The 19,477-nt window shown below is 47.5% G+C and carries 15 protein-coding genes and 5 tRNA genes; all 20 read right to left on the bottom strand.

The window, feature by feature from the left end; all coding sequences use genetic code 11:
• Window positions 1-141 (bottom strand): GTP-binding protein (locus tag P8H32_RS04980; RefSeq protein WP_301088606.1); only part of this gene is annotated, 141 nt, incomplete at its 3' end.
• An 81-nt stretch (window positions 142-222) separates the two neighbouring features.
• Window positions 223-2,331: an elongation factor G gene (gene fusA / locus P8H32_RS04975; protein ID WP_301088605.1), complete on the bottom strand. Its 2,109-nt coding sequence runs from the start codon at window positions 2,329-2,331 to the stop codon at window positions 223-225.
• Window positions 2,332-2,434: 103 nt separating this feature from the next.
• Entirely contained in the window at window positions 2,435-2,905 is a 471-nt protein-coding gene (gene rpsG / locus P8H32_RS04970; RefSeq protein ID WP_297291487.1) for a 30S ribosomal protein S7, read from the bottom strand.
• A gap of 209 nt (window positions 2,906-3,114) precedes the next feature.
• A complete protein-coding gene (gene rpsL / locus P8H32_RS04965) occupies window positions 3,115-3,486 on the bottom strand; it encodes a 30S ribosomal protein S12 (protein WP_297291486.1) in 372 nt (123 codons plus the stop codon).
• A 218-nt stretch (window positions 3,487-3,704) separates the two neighbouring features.
• A complete protein-coding gene (rpoC, locus tag P8H32_RS04960; RefSeq protein ID WP_301088604.1) occupies window positions 3,705-7,928 on the bottom strand; it encodes a DNA-directed RNA polymerase subunit beta' in 4,224 nt (1,407 codons plus the stop codon).
• Window positions 7,929-7,990: 62 nt separating this feature from the next.
• The gene (gene rpoB, locus P8H32_RS04955) at window positions 7,991-12,067 is read right to left on the bottom strand and encodes a DNA-directed RNA polymerase subunit beta (protein ID WP_301088603.1); all 4,077 of its coding nucleotides are present in this window, start codon (window positions 12,065-12,067) and stop codon (window positions 7,991-7,993) included.
• A 290-nt stretch (window positions 12,068-12,357) separates the two neighbouring features.
• Entirely contained in the window at window positions 12,358-12,729 is a 372-nt protein-coding gene (rplL, locus tag P8H32_RS04950; RefSeq protein WP_297290922.1) for a 50S ribosomal protein L7/L12, read from the bottom strand.
• Window positions 12,730-12,817: 88 nt separating this feature from the next.
• Window positions 12,818-13,312: a 50S ribosomal protein L10 gene (rplJ, locus tag P8H32_RS04945; protein WP_297290924.1), complete on the bottom strand. Its 495-nt coding sequence runs from the start codon at window positions 13,310-13,312 to the stop codon at window positions 12,818-12,820.
• 268 nt (window positions 13,313-13,580) lie between these two features.
• A complete protein-coding gene (gene rplA / locus P8H32_RS04940) occupies window positions 13,581-14,282 on the bottom strand; it encodes a 50S ribosomal protein L1 (protein ID WP_297290921.1) in 702 nt (233 codons plus the stop codon).
• Window positions 14,282-14,716 carry a 50S ribosomal protein L11 gene (gene rplK / locus P8H32_RS04935; protein ID WP_297290920.1) on the bottom strand — a complete coding sequence of 145 codons (435 nt, stop codon included), beginning with the start codon at window positions 14,714-14,716 and terminating at the stop codon, window positions 14,282-14,284. The genes rplA and rplK overlap by 1 nt, the downstream gene beginning before the upstream one ends.
• Window positions 14,717-14,827: 111 nt before the next feature.
• Window positions 14,828-15,358, bottom strand: coding sequence for a transcription termination/antitermination protein NusG (gene nusG, locus P8H32_RS04930; protein WP_297290919.1), 531 nt, complete (start codon window positions 15,356-15,358; stop codon window positions 14,828-14,830).
• A 25-nt stretch (window positions 15,359-15,383) separates the two neighbouring features.
• On the bottom strand, window positions 15,384-15,752 hold the full coding sequence (gene secE / locus P8H32_RS04925; RefSeq protein WP_301088602.1) for a preprotein translocase subunit SecE: 369 nt from the start codon (window positions 15,750-15,752) through the stop codon (window positions 15,384-15,386).
• A 104-nt stretch (window positions 15,753-15,856) separates the two neighbouring features.
• Window positions 15,857-15,932 (bottom strand) — tRNA-Trp (locus tag P8H32_RS04920).
• A gap of 117 nt (window positions 15,933-16,049) precedes the next feature.
• Window positions 16,050-16,125 (bottom strand) — tRNA-Thr (locus P8H32_RS04915).
• A gap of 56 nt (window positions 16,126-16,181) precedes the next feature.
• Window positions 16,182-16,255: transfer RNA gene (locus P8H32_RS04910), tRNA-Gly, on the bottom strand.
• 7 nt (window positions 16,256-16,262) lie between these two features.
• Window positions 16,263-16,346, bottom strand: a tRNA-Tyr gene (locus P8H32_RS04905).
• A 113-nt stretch (window positions 16,347-16,459) separates the two neighbouring features.
• Window positions 16,460-16,535: transfer RNA gene (locus tag P8H32_RS04900), tRNA-Thr, on the bottom strand.
• A gap of 30 nt (window positions 16,536-16,565) precedes the next feature.
• Complete coding sequence (locus P8H32_RS04895) at window positions 16,566-17,318, bottom strand: SPOR domain-containing protein (protein WP_297293377.1); 753 nt, start codon at window positions 17,316-17,318, stop codon at window positions 16,566-16,568.
• 21 nt (window positions 17,319-17,339) lie between these two features.
• Window positions 17,340-18,065, bottom strand: a complete 726-nt coding sequence (locus P8H32_RS04890; RefSeq protein ID WP_297293376.1) for a type III pantothenate kinase — start codon at window positions 18,063-18,065, stop codon at window positions 17,340-17,342.
• A 2-nt stretch (window positions 18,066-18,067) separates the two neighbouring features.
• Entirely contained in the window at window positions 18,068-19,033 is a 966-nt protein-coding gene (birA, locus tag P8H32_RS04885; protein ID WP_297293374.1) for a bifunctional biotin--[acetyl-CoA-carboxylase] ligase/biotin operon repressor BirA, read from the bottom strand.
• Between the last annotated feature and the right edge of the window lie 444 nt (window positions 19,034-19,477).

Here is a 19,477-nt window from a genome sequence, read left to right as displayed (position 1 = left end):
GAAATCTACCGCATCACCACCGAATACTTCGGAAGCTACGCGAGTCAGAGCCGCTGTTAATGTTGTTTTACCATGGTCAACGTGTCCGATAGTACCAACGTTGACGTGTGGTTTGGTGCGTTCAAATTTTTCTTTAGCCACAGCTAATTACCTCGTCAATTGTTTAAAAATTAAAGTTAACCATGTTTCGCCTGACAGTTTTACTGAGCAAAACCGCCAAACTTAACCCATATTTTTCGCAATGATTGCATCTGCAACATTACTTGGTGCCGGAGAATATTTCTCAAACTCCATGGTGAAGGTAGCGCGGCCTTGAGTTGCTGAACGCAAATCAGTGGCGTAACCAAACATTTCACCCAGTGGCACCTCAGCATCAACGACTTTGCCCATAGGACTGTCGCCCATACCTAAAATCATTCCGCGACGACGGTTCAAATCACCAACCACGTCACCCATGTTTTCTTCAGGAGTTACCACTTCTACTTTCATCATGGGCTCCAGCAGCTGTGCGCCGCCTTCCTGAGCTAGCTTTTTAGTTGCCAATGACGCTGCAACTTTAAAGGCCATCTCGTTGGAATCCACATCATGGAAAGATCCATCATAGAGCGTTGCCTTCAGGCCGAGTAACGGATAACCCGCTAACACACCGTTTTGCATCTGCTCTGCAATACCTTTTTCAACCGCAGGGATATATTCACGAGGAACACTACCACCTACGATTTCATTTACAAATTCTAAACCTTCAGCATTGGAGTCTTCGCCGGGCTCAAACTTCACCCAAACATGACCATACTGACCGCGACCACCGGATTGACGAACAAACTTACCTTCGATATCACTGGTTGTAGTAATCGCTTCGCGGTATGCCACCTGCGGCTTGCCAATATTCGCTTCGACACTGAACTCACGACGCATACGATCAACAAGAATATCGAGGTGTAATTCACCCATTCCCGAGATAATGGTCTGGCCGGTTTCTTCGTCGGTCTTCACCCTGAAAGAGGGGTCTTCTTGCGCAAGCTTTCCTAGCGCAACACCCATTTTTTCTTGATCGGGCTTTGATCTTGGCTCAACGGCAACGGAGATAACGGGCTCGGGGAATTCCATCCGCTCAAGCACAATGACATCATCCATGGAGCATAAAGTATCACCGGTGGTCACATCTTTAAGACCGATTGCCGCAGCAATATCACCCGCCAATACTTCTTTAATTTCTTGTCGGTCGTTGGAGTGCATTTGCACCATACGTCCTACACGTTCTTTTTTCTGTTTTACGGAATTGTAAACCGCATTGCCACTTTCTAAACGCCCGGAGTAAACACGGAAAAACGTTAGTGTCCCCACAAAAGGGTCGGTAGCAATTTTAAACGCCAGTGCAGCAAAGGGAGCATCGTCATCCGCTTCACGGGTTGCTGGCGTTTCTTCTTTATCGTTCAGCGTACCTTCAATTGCTTTAACTTCTTCCGGAGAAGGCATATATTGAATAACGGCATCAAGCATGGCCTGAACACCTTTATTCTTAAAGGCAGAACCGCCTAATACTGGAACGATTTCATTGGCCAATGTCCGCTGACGGATACCGGCTATAATGTCCTCTTCTGACAGATCACCTTCTTCAAGGTATCTTTCCATCAGTTCATCAGTGGCTTCCGCCGCTGATTCGATCATATGCTCACGCATGGCTTCACACTGATCTTGAAGATCGGCAGGAATATCAGCGTAATCAAAAGTCATACCTTGATCATCAGGGTTCCATAAAATGGCTTTCATTTTGACCAGGTCGACAACACCTTTAAAGTCTTCTTCAGCACCAATGGTCATCTGAAGAGGAACGGCGTTAGCACCTAAGCGCTCACCTAATTGGTCAATCACCATTTGGAAATCGGCGCCGGCACGGTCCATTTTATTAACGAACACCATGCGCGGCACTTCATATTTATTAGCCTGGCGCCATACAGTTTCAGTTTGTGGTTGTACACCTGACGAACCACACAGGACAACCACCGCACCATCTAATACCCGCAGTGAACGTTCAACTTCGATAGTGAAGTCAACGTGCCCCGGTGTATCGATAATATTGATACGGTGTTGCTCAAACTGTTGCTGCATACCAGCCCAGAAACAAGTGGTAGCTGCAGAGGTAATGGTAATACCCCGCTCTTGTTCCTGCTCCATCCAATCCATAGTCGCAGCGCCGTCATGCACCTCACCAATCTTGTGAGAAAGACCGGTGTAGAACAATACGCGTTCCGTAGTCGTGGTTTTACCCGCGTCTACGTGAGCACAGATACCGATGTTGCGGTAACGGGCTATAGGCGTTTTACGTGCCACTGCGTGAACTCCGATAGAGAATAAATAAAATTTAAAACGTTTCTTTTTGTCATTCCCGCGTAGGCGGGAATCTAGGTTCCCGCCTACGCGGGAACGACGGAACTTAGAAACGGTAGTGAGAGAACGCCTTGTTGGCTTCTGCCATGCGATGCACGTCTTCACGCTTTTTAACCGCAGAGCCTTTGCCCTGGGATGCGTCGACAATTTCACCGGCTAAACGTTGACGCATGGATTTTTCACCACGGCCACGTGAGTACTCAACCAACCAACGCATAGCCAAAGCATGGCGGCGTGACGGACGTACTTCAACAGGCACTTGGTACGTTGCACCACCAACACGACGAGATTTAACCTCGACCATCGGTGCAATGTTTTCCAGCGCTTCATCAAAAGCTTCAATAGGATCTTTATTCAGTTTCTCTTGGACCAGGTCCAAGGCACCATAGACGATGCTTTCAGCTACTGACTTTTTACCACTGACCATTACGTGGTTCATAAACTTAGCTAACGTGAGATTGCCGAATTTTGGATCAGGCAAAATCTCGCGTTTCGCGACGACTCTTCTTCTTGGCATTGTATTAGCCCTTTTCTTCAGGTTATCCAAACACTGTTTTGCCAGTTGCCCGAGGATGGGCGAGTGGGTTAGCAGGGGTTTGGCCTTACTAAGGTTGATTTTTACGATTTAGTGCAAGCACTTAACCGTTACTACTTTCTTTCTTACCGATTCTTTCTACCGGAAATACGTAATGGAGAAGGACTGATTACCTTCCCCTATTCTCAGGATCACTTAGGACGCTTGGCACCATATTTAGAACGGCCTTGCTTACGGTCAGCCACTCCAGAGGTATCCAAACTGCCACGAACGGTGTGATAACGCACACCAGGCAGATCCTTAACACGACCACCGCGAATCAAAACTACACTGTGCTCTTGCAGGTTGTGCCCTTCACCACCGATATATGAAGTTACTTCATAACCGTTGGTCAAACGAACACGACATACTTTACGCAATGCAGAGTTTGGCTTCTTGGGCGTAGTGGTATAGACACGAGTACATACACCACGGCGCTGCGGACAAGCCTGCAAAGCAGGAACGTCGCTTTTTTGAACCTTACGTTTTCTCGGCTTACGAACCAACTGGTTGATCGTTGCCATTAAACAAACTCCAAATTAAATAAATAAAACTACTACTTTCAACCACTTAGGGGCTAGGACTAATTAATCAAAGCGCCCGCAGCGGCAAGAGAGGGTTTGGCACAGCCAAATCATCTCTGTCAAAAAGCAGAGCGCGAATACTATAGATGCGCCCCACCCTAGTCAATAGCTGGATAATGGTAATACCCAGCTGCCTGGAAGCCAGTTTGACAGCCTATTTAGCTCTCATCCTTTAGTGCTTCAGTCAATGCCGCTTCAATATCCGCAGCACTCACTACCATTTCTTCACTGGCTGTCAGCTCTTCATCCTTACGGCGCTTACGCTCGGCATGGTATGCCAGGCCAGTACCCGCAGGGATCAGGCGACCCACAACCACGTTTTCTTTCAAGCCGCGCAGGTAATCGCGCTTACCAGTTACGGCAGCCTCGGTGAGTACACGGGTGGTCTCCTGGAACGATGCAGCCGAGATAAACGACTCAGTAGCCAGAGAGGCCTTGGTGATACCCAGTAACAGACGCTCGTAGGTAGCTGGCACTTTACCTTCAGCTTCCAAACGCTCGTTTTCTTCAAGAACGCGGGTGAATTGTATCTGCTCACCTTTGATCAGGGCTGAATCACCGGAGGCAGTGATTTCAACTTTACGCAGCATCTGACGGCAAATTACCTCGATGTGCTTATCGTTAATGCCAACACCCTGTAGACGGTATACGTCCTGGATTTCATTACTAATGTATTTGGCCAGCTCCGCAACACCCTTCAAACGCAGGATATCGTGTGGGCTTGGTGGGCCTTCAGAAACAACTTCGCCCTTCTCTACGTTCTCACCCTCAAACACGCTTAATGTACGCCATTTGTGGATTAACGATTCGTAGTGATCAGAACCTTTGTAAGTAGAACCATCGGTCGGTGTAATCACCAGACGACGCTTACCTTTGGTTTCTTTACCGAAGGACACGGTACCGGAGATTTCTGCAAGAATGGCAGGCTCTTTCGGCTTACGCGCTTCAAACAGATCGGCAACACGAGGTAGACCACCGGTAATATCACGGGTTTTTGAACTCTCTTGCGGGATACGGGCAATAACATCACCGACACCGATGTCTTCACCGTCAGTCAAGCCTACCATCGCGTTAGCAGGTAGGAAGTAATGCGCAGGTACCGAAGTACCGGCCAGGCAAAGTTCTTTGCCCTTCGCATCAACCAGTGTTACCGCAGGACGGATATCTTTACCTGCCGTCTGACGCTCAGCCGGGTCAATCACAGAGATTGAGCTCAAGCCCGTCAACTCATCAGTCTGGTGGTTAACAGTAATGCCTTCTTCCATACCGCTGAACTTAACCTTACCGGCCACTTCAGTGACGATGGGGTGCGTGTGTGGATCCCAGGTAGTAACGATATCGCCAGCAGCAACTTCAGAACCGTCGGCAACCTTAATCAAGGCACCGTAAGGAAGCTTGTAGCGCTCACGCTCACGACCACTGTGATCAGCTACCGCTAACTCACCGGAACGACTGACCGCAACAAATGTACCGTCGGACTTTTCAGCCAACTTAACATTGTGCAAACGGATAGTACCTTCCTGTTTAACCTGAATGCTATCAACCGCTGTTGCTCGCGATGCCGCACCACCGATGTGGAAGGTACGCATGGTTAACTGGGTACCCGGCTCACCGATTGACTGGGCGGCGATAACACCCACCGCCTCACCAACGTTGATCTGGTGACCACGGGCCAAGTCACGACCGTAACAGGTCGAACATAAACCATGGCGAGTTTCACAGGTAATCGGAGAGCGAACTTTAACTTCATCGATACTGTGGCTTTCTAATTCGATAACACCTTTTTCGTCAAGCAATGTGCCGCGCGGGAATAGCACGTCATCGGTACCTGGTTTCAATACATCTTCAGCTACAACACGGCCGAGAACACGATCACCCAGAGTTTCGATAATATCGCCACCCTCGATTACCGGTGCCATTAATAGACCTTCATGGGTACCACAGTCTTGCTCTGTAACAACCAGATCCTGGGCAACATCAACTAAACGACGGGTTAGATAACCCGAGTTAGCTGTTTTCAATGCGGTATCCGCCAAACCTTTACGAGCACCGTGAGTAGAAATAAAGTACTGAAGAATACTTAGACCTTCACGGAAGTTTGCAGTGATTGGTGTTTCGATAATCGAGCCATCTGGCTTGGCCATCAAACCACGCATACCCGCTAGCTGACGAATCTGGGCTGGGGAACCACGAGCACCGGAGTCGGCGTAAATGTAAACCGAGTTAAACGAGTCTTGCTGTTCTTCTTCACCGTCGCGATTCACAACCGTCTCTTTCGAGATGCCGTCCATCATTGACTTGGAAACCATATCATTGGCACGTGACCAGATATCGATAACCTTATTGTATTTCTCACCCTGTGTTACCAGACCAGAAGCGTACTGAGATTCAATTTCTCTTACTTCTTCTTCGGCAGAACCGATAATCTGGGCTTTTTCTTCAGGGATAGCAAAATCGTTAATACCGATCGAAGAACCAGAACGGGTTGAGTAAGCAAAACCGGCGTACATCAGTTGGTCAGCAACGATAACCGTCGACTTCAAACCAACCTTACGGTAGCACTCATTCAATACCTTAGAGATCGCCTTTTTAACCATTGGGTTGTTAACCAACTCAAACGGAAGACCTTCAGGAATGATTTGCCATAACAGAACACGACCAACGGTAGTGTCTACAATTTTGATGTCTTCGTTGCGCTCGCCAGTCTCTTCATCAAACAATACTTCTTTGATACGACACTGGATACGAGCCTGCAAGTGAACCTTGCGAGTATTGTAGGCGCGATGCACTTCTTCAGGATCAGAGAACACCATGCCCTCGCCTTCAGCGTTAACACGAGCACGTGTTAACCAATACAAGCCCAATACAACATCCTGCGAAGGAACGATAATTGGCTCACCGTTAGCAGGAGAAAGAATGTTGTTGGTAGACATCATCAAGGCACGAGCTTCTAGCTGCGCTTCGATTGTCAGCGGTACGTGTACCGCCATTTGGTCACCATCAAAGTCAGCGTTATAGGCCGCACACACTAGTGGGTGTAGCTGAATCGCTTTACCTTCAATCAGTACCGGCTCAAAGGCCTGAATACCGAGACGGTGAAGTGTTGGTGCACGGTTAAGCATAACCGGATGCTCGCGGATAACTTCTGCAAGAATATCCCAAACTTCTGGTGGCTCGCGCTCAACCATTTTCTTAGCCGCTTTAATCGTAGTCGCTAAACCACGAGCTTCTAATTTACCGAAAATGAAAGGCTTGAATAATTCGAGTGCCATTTTCTTAGGCAGACCACATTGGTGCAGCTTAAGGGTAGGACCAACTACAATTACAGAACGGCCAGAGTAATCAACACGCTTACCGAGAAGGTTCTGACGGAAACGACCCTGCTTACCTTTGATCATATCGGCCAAAGATTTCAGTGGGCGTTTGTTAGAACCAGTAATCGCACGACCGCGACGACCATTATCTAATAGCGCATCAACAGATTCCTGCAACATACGCTTTTCGTTACGTACAATAATATCAGGAGCGTTAAGGTCTAATAGACGCTTAAGACGGTTGTTACGGTTGATAACGCGACGATACAAATCATTCAAATCAGAAGTCGCAAAGCGACCGCCGTCCAGCGGTACCAAGGGACGAAGGTCCGGCGGCAGAACTGGTAGTGCGTTAAGAATCATCCACTCAGCTTTGTTGCCAGAAGACTGCAGCGCTTCTAACAGCTTTAAACGCTTGGATAATTTTTTAATTTTAGTTTCAGAATTTGTCGCAGGAATTTCTTCACGTAGTGTGTCAACTTCCTGGTCGATATCGATGTCTTGCATTAAGCCCTGAACGGCTTCAGCACCCATCATTGCGGTGAATTCGTCACCAAATTCTTCCATCGCTTCGTAGTACTGTTCGTCCGTTAGCATCTGGCCTTTTTCTAAGGTAGTCATGCCTGGATCGATTACAACATACGATTCAAAGTATAAGATGCGCTCAATATCACGCAGCGTCATATCTAATAACAAACCGATACGGCTTGGCAGTGATTTCAAGAACCAGATATGCGCAACAGGACTGGCTAGTTCAATGTGGCCCATACGCTCACGACGAACTTTAGCCAACGCCACTTCAACACCACACTTCTCACAGATAACTCCGCGATGCTTGAGACGTTTGTACTTGCCACAGAGGCATTCGTAGTCTTTTACTGGGCCAAAGATCTTGGCACAGAACAAACCATCACGCTCAGGTTTAAAGGTACGATAATTAATGGTCTCTGGCTTTTTTACTTCGCCGTAAGACCAGGAGCGGATCATCTCGGGAGAGGCTAAGCCAATCCGGATAGAATCAAACTCTTCGTTTTGACCTTGCTTTAATAAATTTAATAAGTCTTTCACGCCGTTCCTCCGTTATGAAGGGGTTGTTTCAACCCCACATAATCGATTGTTGATGGTTGCTGTTATTCCGTGTCCAATTCCATATTGATACCCAGAGAACGAATCTCCTTGAGCAATACGTTGAAGGATTCAGGCATACCAGGCTCCATGCGCTGGTCACCATCAACGATATTTTTGTACATCTTAGTACGACCGGCTACGTCATCCGACTTAACCGTTAGCATTTCCTGCAAGGTGTAAGCAGCACCGTAGGCTTCTAGTGCCCATACTTCCATCTCACCGAAACGCTGACCACCGAACTGAGCTTTACCACCCAGCGGCTGTTGCGTAACAAGACTGTACGAACCTGTAGAACGAGCGTGCATTTTGTCGTCTACCAAGTGGTTCAGTTTTAGCATATACATATAGCCAACAGTGGTTTCACGATCAAACGCTTCACCGGTACGACCATCGTATAATTGCATTTGGCCACTATCTGGCAAGTCAGCCAGTCTTAGCAGGTTTTTAACTTCGGCTTCTGTAGCACCGTCGAATACCTGTGTCGCCATTGGCACACCGCCGCGAAGATTGCCGGCCATTTCGATGATTTCTTCATCGGTAAATGACTTAAGGTCTTCTTTACGGCCGCCGTCGCCATTGTAAATTTCGTCGAGGAATTTACGTAGCTCAGCAATTTTGCGCTGCTCATCGAGCATCACATCAATCTTTTCACCCAGACCTTTAGCCGCCAAGCCAAGGTGAGTTTCAAGAATCTGACCAACGTTCATTCGCGACGGTACACCTAACGGGTTAAGCACGATATCAACCGGCTCACCTTTGTCGTTATAAGGCATATCTTCTACCGGCATAATGACCGAGATAACACCTTTGTTACCGTGACGTCCCGCCATTTTGTCACCAGGCTGGATACGACGTTTGATAGCCAGGTAAACCTTAACAATCTTCAGCACGCCTGGAGCCAAATCATCACCGCTGGTTAGCTTGCGTTTCTTATCTTCAAAACGCTCTTCCAACGCAACACGCTGGTCGGCTAACTGGGCTTCAGCTGATTCAAGCTGGGCATTTAAAGCATCGTCAGAGAAGCGCAGCTTGAACCACTGGTCTTTCTCTAAGGCATCCAGAGCTTCGTCGTCCATTACAGTGCCTTTCTTAAGGTCTGCACCGCCAACGATTTTCTGGCCGCTTAATGATTTACGGAGTAGCGCGAAAGTAGCACCTTCGAAGATACGGAACTCTTCGTTAAGGTCTTTGCGGTATTCATCAAGCTGTGACTTTTCGATTTCTTTGGCGCGAACATCTTTTTCAAGACCGTCGCGGGTGAAAACCTGAACATCAATAACGGTACCTTTAACACTTGAAGGTACTCGCAAGGACGTATCTTTAACGTCAGAGGCTTTCTCACCGAAAATAGCACGTAGTAGTTTTTCTTCTGGTGTCAGCTGGGTTTCACCTTTTGGTGTCACTTTACCGACCAGAATATCACCGGCGCCAACTTCAGCACCGATATAAACAATACCGGATTCATCCAGTTTACCTAGCGCACCTTCGCCAACATTTGGAATATCTGAAGTCACTTCTTCAGAACCCAGTTTGGTATCACGGGCAATACAGGTTAATTCCTGAATGTGGATCGTTGTGAAACGGTCTTCTTTAACGACACGCTCAGAAACAAGGATCGAATCCTCAAAGTTGTAACCATTCCAGGGCATGAATGCGATACGCATATTCTGGCCCAGTGCCAATTCACCTAAATCGATAGAAGGACCATCAGCCAGTATGTCGCCACGCTGGATAATGTCGCCTTCGGTAACGATAGGACGCTGGTTGATACAGGTGTTCTGGTTAGAACGGGTGTATTTGGTTAAGTTGTAGATATCAACCGGCGGCTGGCCAGCTTCTACTTCGGTGTCGTTTACACGAACAACAATACGGCCGGAGTCGATACTATCGACAACACCACCGCGACGTGCAACCTCACAAACACCGGAGTCAGCAGCTACATAGCGCTCAATACCAGTACCTACCAAAGGCTTATCAGACTTCAGTGTGGGTACAGCCTGACGCTGCATATTTGACCCCATCAATGCACGGTTCGCATCATCGTGCTCAAGGAAGGGAATCAATGCCGCTGCAACCGATACCACCTGCTTCGGAGAAACGTCCATATACTGAACTTCATCCGGAGCCTTAACGGTAAACTCGTTAAGGTGACGTACCGCTACCAGCTCATCAACTAATTTGTTCTTTTTGTCTAGCGTCGCCGAAGCCTGTGCAATGATGTACTCAGATTCGTTGATCGCCGACAGATATTCAATGTCTTCAGTCGCAACACCTTTAACCACCTTACGGTATGGACTCTCTAAGAAACCATAATCGTTAGTGCGGGCATAGGTTGCCAATGAGTTAATCAAACCGATATTTGGACCTTCAGGTGTTTCGATAGGACATACGCGACCGTAGTGAGTCGGGTGTACATCTCGCACCTCAAAACCAGCACGTTCACGGGTAAGACCACCAGGCCCCAAGGCCGAAACACGACGCTTGTGCGTGACTTCTGACAGCGGGTTGTTCTGATCCATAAACTGTGACAGCTGCGAAGAACCAAAGAATTCTTTAACAGCGGCAGCAACCGGCTTGGCATTGATCATGTCTTGTGGCATTAAGCCTTCAGACTCGGCCATCGACAAACGCTCTTTAACAGCGCGCTCAACACGAACCAGACCTACACGGAATTGGTTTTCAGCCATTTCACCAACAGAACGTACGCGACGGTTGCCCAGGTGATCGATATCATCAACCACGCCTTTACCGTTGCGAATATCAACCAATGTCTTCAGTACGGAAACGATATCATCGTTATCCAGAATACCACTGCCAGTCACAGCTTCACGACCCAGACGACGGTTAAACTTCATGCGACCAACAGTCGACAAGTCATAGCGCTCTGGAGAGAAGAACAGGTTCTGGAATAGATTTTCCGCCGACTCTTTAGTCGGTGGCTCACCAGGACGCATCATCCGGTAGATTTCTACCAGTGCTTCCAACTCATTACGAGAAGGATCGATACGCAGGGTGTCACTAATAAATGGACCGCAATCCAGTTCGTTAGTGTAGATAGTTTCGATCGCCTTAACACCGGCTTCGGCTAACTGCGCCATGACTTCTTCAGTCAACTCAGTGTTACACTCAACCAGGATTTCACCGGTCTTTTCATCAACGATATTTTTCGCCAATGAACGACCCATAACATACTCTTCAGGTACCTGAAGGGCTTTTAGTTTTTCTTTTTCGATCTGGCGAATATTACGGGCAGTAATACGACGGCCAGACTCAACGATTACACTGCCGCCTTTACCGGTAATATCAAAAGATGCCACCTCACCACGTAGACGTTCGGGGATCAACGTCATTTTGTAGTTGCCATCTTTATCAACAGTAAATTCGTCAACGTCATAGAACATATCCAGAATTTCTTCTGAACTGTAACCTAATGAACGCAGCAAAATTGTCGCTGGTAGTTTACGACGACGATCGATACGTACATAAACCATATCCTTCGGATCGAATTCGAAGTCTAACCATGAACCACGGTAGGGAATCACTCGCGCTGAATACAGTAACTTACCGGAAGAGTGAGTCTTGCCTTTATCGTGATCAAAGAACACGCCCGGTGAACGATGTAACTGAGAAACGATTACACGCTCTGTACCATTGATAACGAAGGTACCGTTCTCAGTCATTAATGGGATTTCACCCATATAGACTTCTTGCTCTTTTATATCTTTGATGGTTTTGCTGGATGATTCCTTATCATAAATAATCAACCGCACTTTAACCCGCAGGGGAACTGCGTAAGTGACACCACGCAGCTGACACTCGGCCACATCAAAGGCCGGCGCACCCAGTGCATAGTCAACATACTCAAGTGCCGCGCTGCCAGAATAGCTGACAATCGGGAAGACCGACTTAAACGCAGCGTGCAAGCCCATTTCGGCTCGATTACCCTGGCTAGAGTCTTCTTGAGTGAATTTTTTGTACGAATCCAACTGTATCGCCAAAAGATACGGCACATCCATTACATGGGACATCTTGCCGAAATCCTTACGGATACGTTTTTTCTCTGTATAAGAGTAGGCCATTAGCGCTCCCCAGCTTTCGTTTCTGATCGTCATCCGCAACATGCGCGACAACGGCTCATAACAATCCTGAAATCAGGTTTCCTTGATTAACAGTTCCGGCAAACTAATAGACGGAACCATTTCAACCAAGTCGGTTTTCTAACAGCAAAAACATTTTTGTGCAGAAAACCTATAAACAGAAAAAGGCCGACGGTCAAAATTCTGAAATTTCCAGAATAACCCGTCAGCCCAACGCTTATCATACAGCGGCGATTAACGCCGCTCTATTCAAGCGCTTAACAACTACCAGCTTACTTAAGCTCGGCAGATGCACCAGCTTCTTCAAGCTGCTTTTTAGCTTCTTCAGCGTCTTCTTTAGAAGCTGCTTCTTTAACAGTTGAGGGTGCACCGTCAACCATGCCTTTGGCTTCTTTCAGACCAAGGCCGGTGATGGCACGAACTGCTTTGATAACGTTAACTTTCTTATCGCCAGTGGCAGTAAGAACAACGTCAAACTCAGTTTTCTCTTCAGCAGCACCGCCAGCATCGCCAGCAGGACCAGCAGCTACAGCAGCCGCTGCAGATACGCCAAATTTTTCTTCCATTGCTTCAATCAGTGCTACAACATCTGTAACTGACATTTCAGCAACTGCATTGATGATATCTTCTTGAGATAAAGACATGATTCAGTTCCTATATCGTTGAGTGCGTTTTGACTGCACTCGGTAAATTCATTAAAAGCTAATAACAATCTCTCCAGCAGAGAGAAAATTAAGCAGCTTCTGTTTCTTTTTGGTCGCGAAGGGCCGCAAGTGTGCGGACCAGTTTTCCAGCAGATGCTTCTTTCATCACGCTCATCAGCTTGGCGATTGCTTCGTCGTATGTAGGCAGTACTGCCAACATCGCGACATCAGTCACCTCACCTTCAAAGGCAGCAGCCTTCAGCTCTAACTTGTCATTATCTTTTGCGAACGCTTTCAGGATGCGTGCACCGGCACCTGGGTGTTCGTTAGAAAATGCAATTAAAGTTGGGCCGACAAAAGTATCAACAAGACACTCATAGTCTGTACCTTCAACAGCGCGCTTGGCCAACGTGTTACGTACGACGCGCATATACACGCCAGCTTCACGAGCCTCTTTACGCAGTGCAGTCATATCAACAACAGAAACGCCACGTGAGTCGGCAACTACTGCAGATAATGCACCTTGAGCAACTTGCTGGACTTCAGCGACAATCGCTTTTTTGTCTTCGAGTCCTATTGCCACAATTTTTCTCCAATTTGATAAGCACGAATCTTGCTGCACTTATCGTTTCAGTTTTTTGCCAAAAGCAGCAAAGCTGTTTTTGACAAGTTGTTTCGGTGGTCGTCAAATACTTAACAATTCACCGTCTGCGTAGGTTTAGCTTTCGCCTCATTAAGCCAGACTTCTAATCAATACAGCGGAACAGAAACCTATAACACCTACGGTCTTTGACGGCCTGTCTTCCAAAAAACGGGACAGACCACAAAGTTCTTTTAACCTCTTTAGCGCCTTACTTGGAAAGCTCTAAAGAAGATTGATCTAATAACAAACCAGGACCCATCGTAGTCGATAGCACCATCTTCTTAAGGTATATACCTTTAGCAGAAGAAGGCTTGCCTTTTTGTAAATCCAAGACCAGGGCTTCAAGATTTTCTTTAATGGCATTGGCATCAAAAGATATCTTACCGATAGCACCGTGGATAATACCGTTCTTGTCGATACGGTAACGAACCTGACCGGCTTTAGCATTGTTTACCGCTGTTTCTACGTCAGGGGTAACGGTGCCAGTTTTAGGGTTAGGCATTAGGCCTCGAGGACCAAGAACTGTACCCAACTGACCAACAACACGCATAGCAGCTGGCTCAGCAATAACTACGTCAAAATCCAGATTACCGGCTTTAACTTCAGCGGCCAGATCATCCATGCCAACAATGTCCGCACCAGCAGCTTTTGCTTTCTCAGCGTTATCGCCTTGAGCAAAAACAGCAACACGTACTTCACTACCGGTACCGTGAGGTAAAGTAGTGGCACCGCGAACAACCTGATCAGATTTCTTGGCATCAACGCCTAGATTGACTGCAATATCAACAGTCTCTGTGTACTTAACGGTAGAAACTTCTTTTAGCAAAGCAACAGCATCTTCAATCGGATACAACTTGCCCGCTTCAACTTTTTCATTAATCGCCTTTTGGCGCTTAGATAGCTTAGTCATTACACCACACCCTCAGTCTCGATACCGGCGGCGCGGGCGCTACCAGCAATTGTGCGAACCGCAGCATCCATATCAGCAGCAGTCAGATCAGGCATTTTAGTGGTAGCAATTTCTTCCAACTGTGCACGAGTCACTTTACCTACTTTCTTAGTATTAGGAGTACCAGAACCACTCTTAATACCCGCAGCCTTCTTCAATAAGATTGAAGCCGGAGGAGTTTTGGTGATGTATGTAAAGCTGCGATCACTATAAACACTGATCACAACAGGAACAGGAAGACCTGGCTCAACGCCCTGGGTATCAGCGTTAAATGCTTTACAGAATTCCATGATATTCACACCGTGCTGACCTAGAGCAGGACCAACCGGTGGACTTGGGTTTGCCTGGCCAGCAGGCACTTGCAGCTTGATATAAGCTTCGACTTTTTTAGCCATTTCACTTCTCCTTTGGGTAGTAGCGCCTCGCAACTTCAAACTTAATCTGTTTTCCGCTGGTCTCCGGCTCCCCGGTTAAAGTATCTGCGAGCAGATACTACTTAAAAATTCTTACGTCTTTTCTACCTGACCGAAGTCCAACTCAACTGGCGTTGAACGACCGAAGATCAATACCGCAACATGCAGTTTGCTCTTTTCATAATTTACTTCTTCAACCACGCCGTTGAAGTCATTAAACGGGCCATCAACAACACGAACCATTTCACCTGGCTCGAATAGGGTTTTAGGCTTAGGCGCTTCACCACTTTCTACACGCTGAAGAATAGTGTTAGCTTCCGCTTCTGTGATTGGTGCAGGCTTATCCGCTTTACCACCAATAAAACCCATAACACGAGGCGTCTCTTTGACTAAGTGCCAGCTTTCATCACACAGCTCCATCTCAACTAATACATAGCCGGGAAAGAACTTGCGCTCGCTGCGACGCTTTTGACCACCGCGCATTTCAACCACTTCTTCAGTGGGCACTAATACCTCACCGAATTTATCTTCCATCTTCTGTAACGCAATACGCTCTTGAAGCGCAAGGGCTACCTTTTTTTCATAACCCGAGTAGGCGTGAACTACATACCAACGCTTAGACATTCTTCACCCCTAACCTATTAATCTATTAACCGATCGCCAGAGAAACTAACCAACCCAACAAGGTATCCAAACCCCAGAGGATCAGCGCCATTACAAATACAAAAGCCACCACAATCAATGTGGTCTGCGTGGCTTCTTGACGCGTTGGCCAAACCACTTTACGTATTTCTGTTCTGGCCTCTTTAGCCAGCTTCCAAAACGCTGCGCCCTGCACTGTTTGCACCGCTACATAAGCAGCAACCAGAGCAATAACAACAAGACCTATAACTCTATATAGAAGAGACTGATCGTCGTAATAAACATTGCCACCAATACCAGCAACAAGAAGCGCCACAACCAGCAACCATTTAAGGCCGTCTAATCCGCCGCTTTGAGATTCCGCACTTGCGTTCATAAACTTGCATCTCACTATCAGCACCGCTAAATCGGTGCCTTTTCTTCAAAATAACAGGCGTAAAGCACCGCTTCGCCACTATGCGAAGAAGTGCTTTGATATAATGGCAGGCCAGGAGGGACTCGAACCCCCAACCACCGGTTTTGGAGACCGGTGCTCTACCAATTGAGCCACTGGCCTGTAATCATCAAAGGCTCAAAAACCGCCTACCGATATCAAACCTCTAAAACCTGCGACCAGCCTATAACCGTCGCCAAACGATCCTTTAAATTTAACGCAAAGAACCATTACAAAATTTGGAGCTCATAACCGGATTTGAACCGGTGACCTCTTCCTTACCAAGGAAGTGCTCTACCGACTGAGCTATATGAGCACTCTCAAAAACAACCAAGCTCAGTGCAAACCCTTAAGGAGCTGCCAACCAAAACATGGAGCGGGTAGCGGGAATCGAACCCGCATATTCAGCTTGGAAGGCTGACGTTCTACCACTGAACTATACCCGCCTGTAAATGGTGGTGGGGGGTGGATTCGAACCACCGAAGCTCGCGCGTCAGATTTACAGTCTGATCCCTTTAGCCACTCGGGAACCCCACCACAGGGAGCGGATTATATCCCTCAAAAAACAGCCGAGAGAAATCCATATCAACCTTCACCTAGAGCAGCCTCGCAGGACCTAATCTCTAAGTACTCGTATTTTAAAGGAAAATTGGAGCTGGCGAGAGGAGTCGAACCCCCGACCGGCTGATTACAAGTCAGCTGCTCTACCAACTGAGCTACGCCAGCATCAACCTCATTCTCAACGAGGCGGGCATTCTAGTCGAAGTTGTTCGTGGACGCAATCTTATCGCAGTAGTTTTTTCGTCTTTCTAGTCCCTTATTACCTTCCTTAATGGCTTCCCATAAAGCATCGGAAAACTTACCATATTCACCGGCATCAAATACCGCCCACAATTCTGTGTACATTCTAGGCACCACCTTGATTTGAGCCCCATACCCCTGCTTTATACGCTGCTCAAACACCCTATTGGCCCGGGCTTCCTCGGTAAAAAAGCCTAGCGAGATACCATTCGCCAGCTCTCCCTCGGTAATCAGGAAGCTGTCTATTTTTTTGGCCTGAAGCTCTCGAAGCAGCTTAATAGCAGCCTTGCGGGAGACTTGAGGGGGAAGATGCACCCAATAATCCGGCTTCCCGGGAATTTCTAGTGCCTCTAACTGCAAGGTAATATCCAGAGATGCCAAGCGTGATACAACCTGCTTGCCACTTACTTCTTCCTTAAATGGGCCTATTTGCCAACAAATACCGGGATCGGCAGGCTCAGGCAAGGCGCTGGGGTCGGTATTTTCCGCTAATGGGACAGCAGCTTCAGGCCTGGCTTCTGGCTCTGCAGTATCGGTCTGGGCCAACGGGATACCTTCGACCTCAGCTAGCAATACCAACCCCACTTCAGCGAAACCACCCGCAACCGGCTTTGCCATGGCGCCAGGTATATCTCCCTGCAGCAGATAATTCTGCCATAGGAAGTAAATTCCATTACACATTAATAAAACAATGAATATCCAACGCACGTATCTATCCTTTTGTTCTTCTTAGGGCAATAGCCACTGCAAACCATCAAGCACCAAATCTGGCACCATCTCTATGTTATGGACTTCGCCAAGCGCCTTATTAATAGAAGCAGAGTCACCGCCTGTTAGCAGTATGGCAAACCCTTCGGGAATCCGCTTCTTTGCTTCCTCAATGGCTACGGTCACTGCGCCTATTTGGGCAGCCAGCATACCAGCATTAACGACATCAGCAGTAGAACAACCAAAAGCAACACCTGAAGAGTAATCCTGGCGATCAAAGCGGATCTTATCTGTTCCTGTTAATAAGCTAGATTCCATCAAGCCCATACCAGGGGCAATATAGCCGCCTAGATGATGGCCATCGGTTGAAACCAGATCCGCCTTTAATGCTGTACCTGCATCAATAATTAATACAGCACCTTTTATTTTCTTATAGCCAGCTACTACTCCCAGCCATCTATCAACACCCAATTTAGCCACATCAAAGTAAGCGCTCACCACGCCTGCGACTACGGCTGTTGATTGGGCAAACTCGGGGTTGAGCCCTCTATCAATACAAAAGCCAGTAAACCCGGCCAAGCTATCACCTTCAACCACGCTGGCCACTCTAACGCGCTCAACCTCAGACTTCAGGACAAGGTTCTCAAAACCATCAGCCAGTGCAAAGCTGCCGCGCTCAAGCACCTGACCGCCTTCGACCATGCGCCACTTACAACGGGTATTGCCTATATCACACTCAAGAATCATGATTACCCTGTCGCCCTTAAGCTAACTTCGCCGCCATTAAACTTACGTACGCCACTGGCTGTTTCAATGATAATTGCACCGGTACCATCCACACCAATAGCCTTGCCCACTACAATATCACTGCCTAAAGTCATGGCAACTTCGGTTTCTGCAAAGGCATCAAGGGATTGCCAGCGATCTCGGTAAGCATTAAAACCTTGTCCCTCAAAGCTCGACAGTAATGGCATCAGCTCATTTAATATAGCGACCAATAGCTGATTGCGATTAGCCGCCCCTTCATTAACCGACATGACATCAATCCAGGGTTGATCAATGCTAACGGATTTAGGCATGGAGACATTGAGACCAACCCCTATCACGACATGACAGCGACCAGATGGATCACCTGTCATCTCTAACAAAACACCCGCCAATTTTCGACCCTGATACAAAACATCATTAGGCCATTTTAACTGCGACCCAGTGAGCCCTGATTTTTCTAAAGCATCAACAACTGCAACACCTACTGCCAGGCTTAGCCCCTCTAACGATGCCGCTCCGCCACCAAACTCCCAGACCACTGAGAAATATAAATTGCTGGCATAGGGACTAGCCCACGCACGACCGCGCCGCCCTCTTCCCGCCGTTTGCTGTTCAGCAGTACAGATATAACCCTTTTCGCCTTGGACAGCTTTTTCCATGGCAGCGACGCTGGTTGAATCAATCACACCTCTCACATCAATGTCACTGATTAGCGAGCTAATTTCAGCGGACAAACCTTTCTGAATAGCTGGAGCAGATAACAGGTCGAGACCATCTTTAATGCAATAACCTTTGCCCTTGATAGACTCCAGGGGTAGACCTAACTCCTCAACTTTTTTAAGCTGCTTCCAAACAGCCGTTCTTGAGACGCCAAGCACCCCACCGAGCTCATCACCGGAATGAAATTCTCCATCAGCAAGTACGGCTAATAAGGTTTCTAATGACATGGTTTATCCATAATTTCGATTTGCTGGCGATCATAACAAAGAAAACTGACGCTGTGTCTTTTCTGTAACGTGCCGTGGCAAAAGTGCTAACTGGGGGAAATTGTCCAGCCAGGGATAGGGAAGTAGTTTGGCGTTAGAAAATTTTTATTTTAAGGTGGGTAAAAAAGCCAGGGAGGAATAGCAACCTGCTACCACCCCATTCCTTGGTATGCCGTCATCCTGATGGCCCTCCCTGACAGCGTGCTTCCTAAGCACGAGACGGATCATATAACAGATCTTAAGAAGGTGCTTGTGTTTTTTTCATTTTTTTCATTTTTTATTGATAAGATCTAAAAAGACGTCATTCCCGCGCAGGCTGGATTCCCGCCTTCGCGGGAATGACGGGCCGGGGCCTGGCCTGCGTAGGTCGTCGCCCACTCCGCTTTACGTGACCCATAAAAAAAC

This window comes from Oceanicoccus sp., from assembly GCF_029238675.1.
Taxonomy (GTDB): Bacteria; Pseudomonadota; Gammaproteobacteria; order Pseudomonadales; family Dasaniaceae; genus Oceanicoccus.
This window is presented reverse-complemented; position numbering and strand designations above follow the sequence as displayed.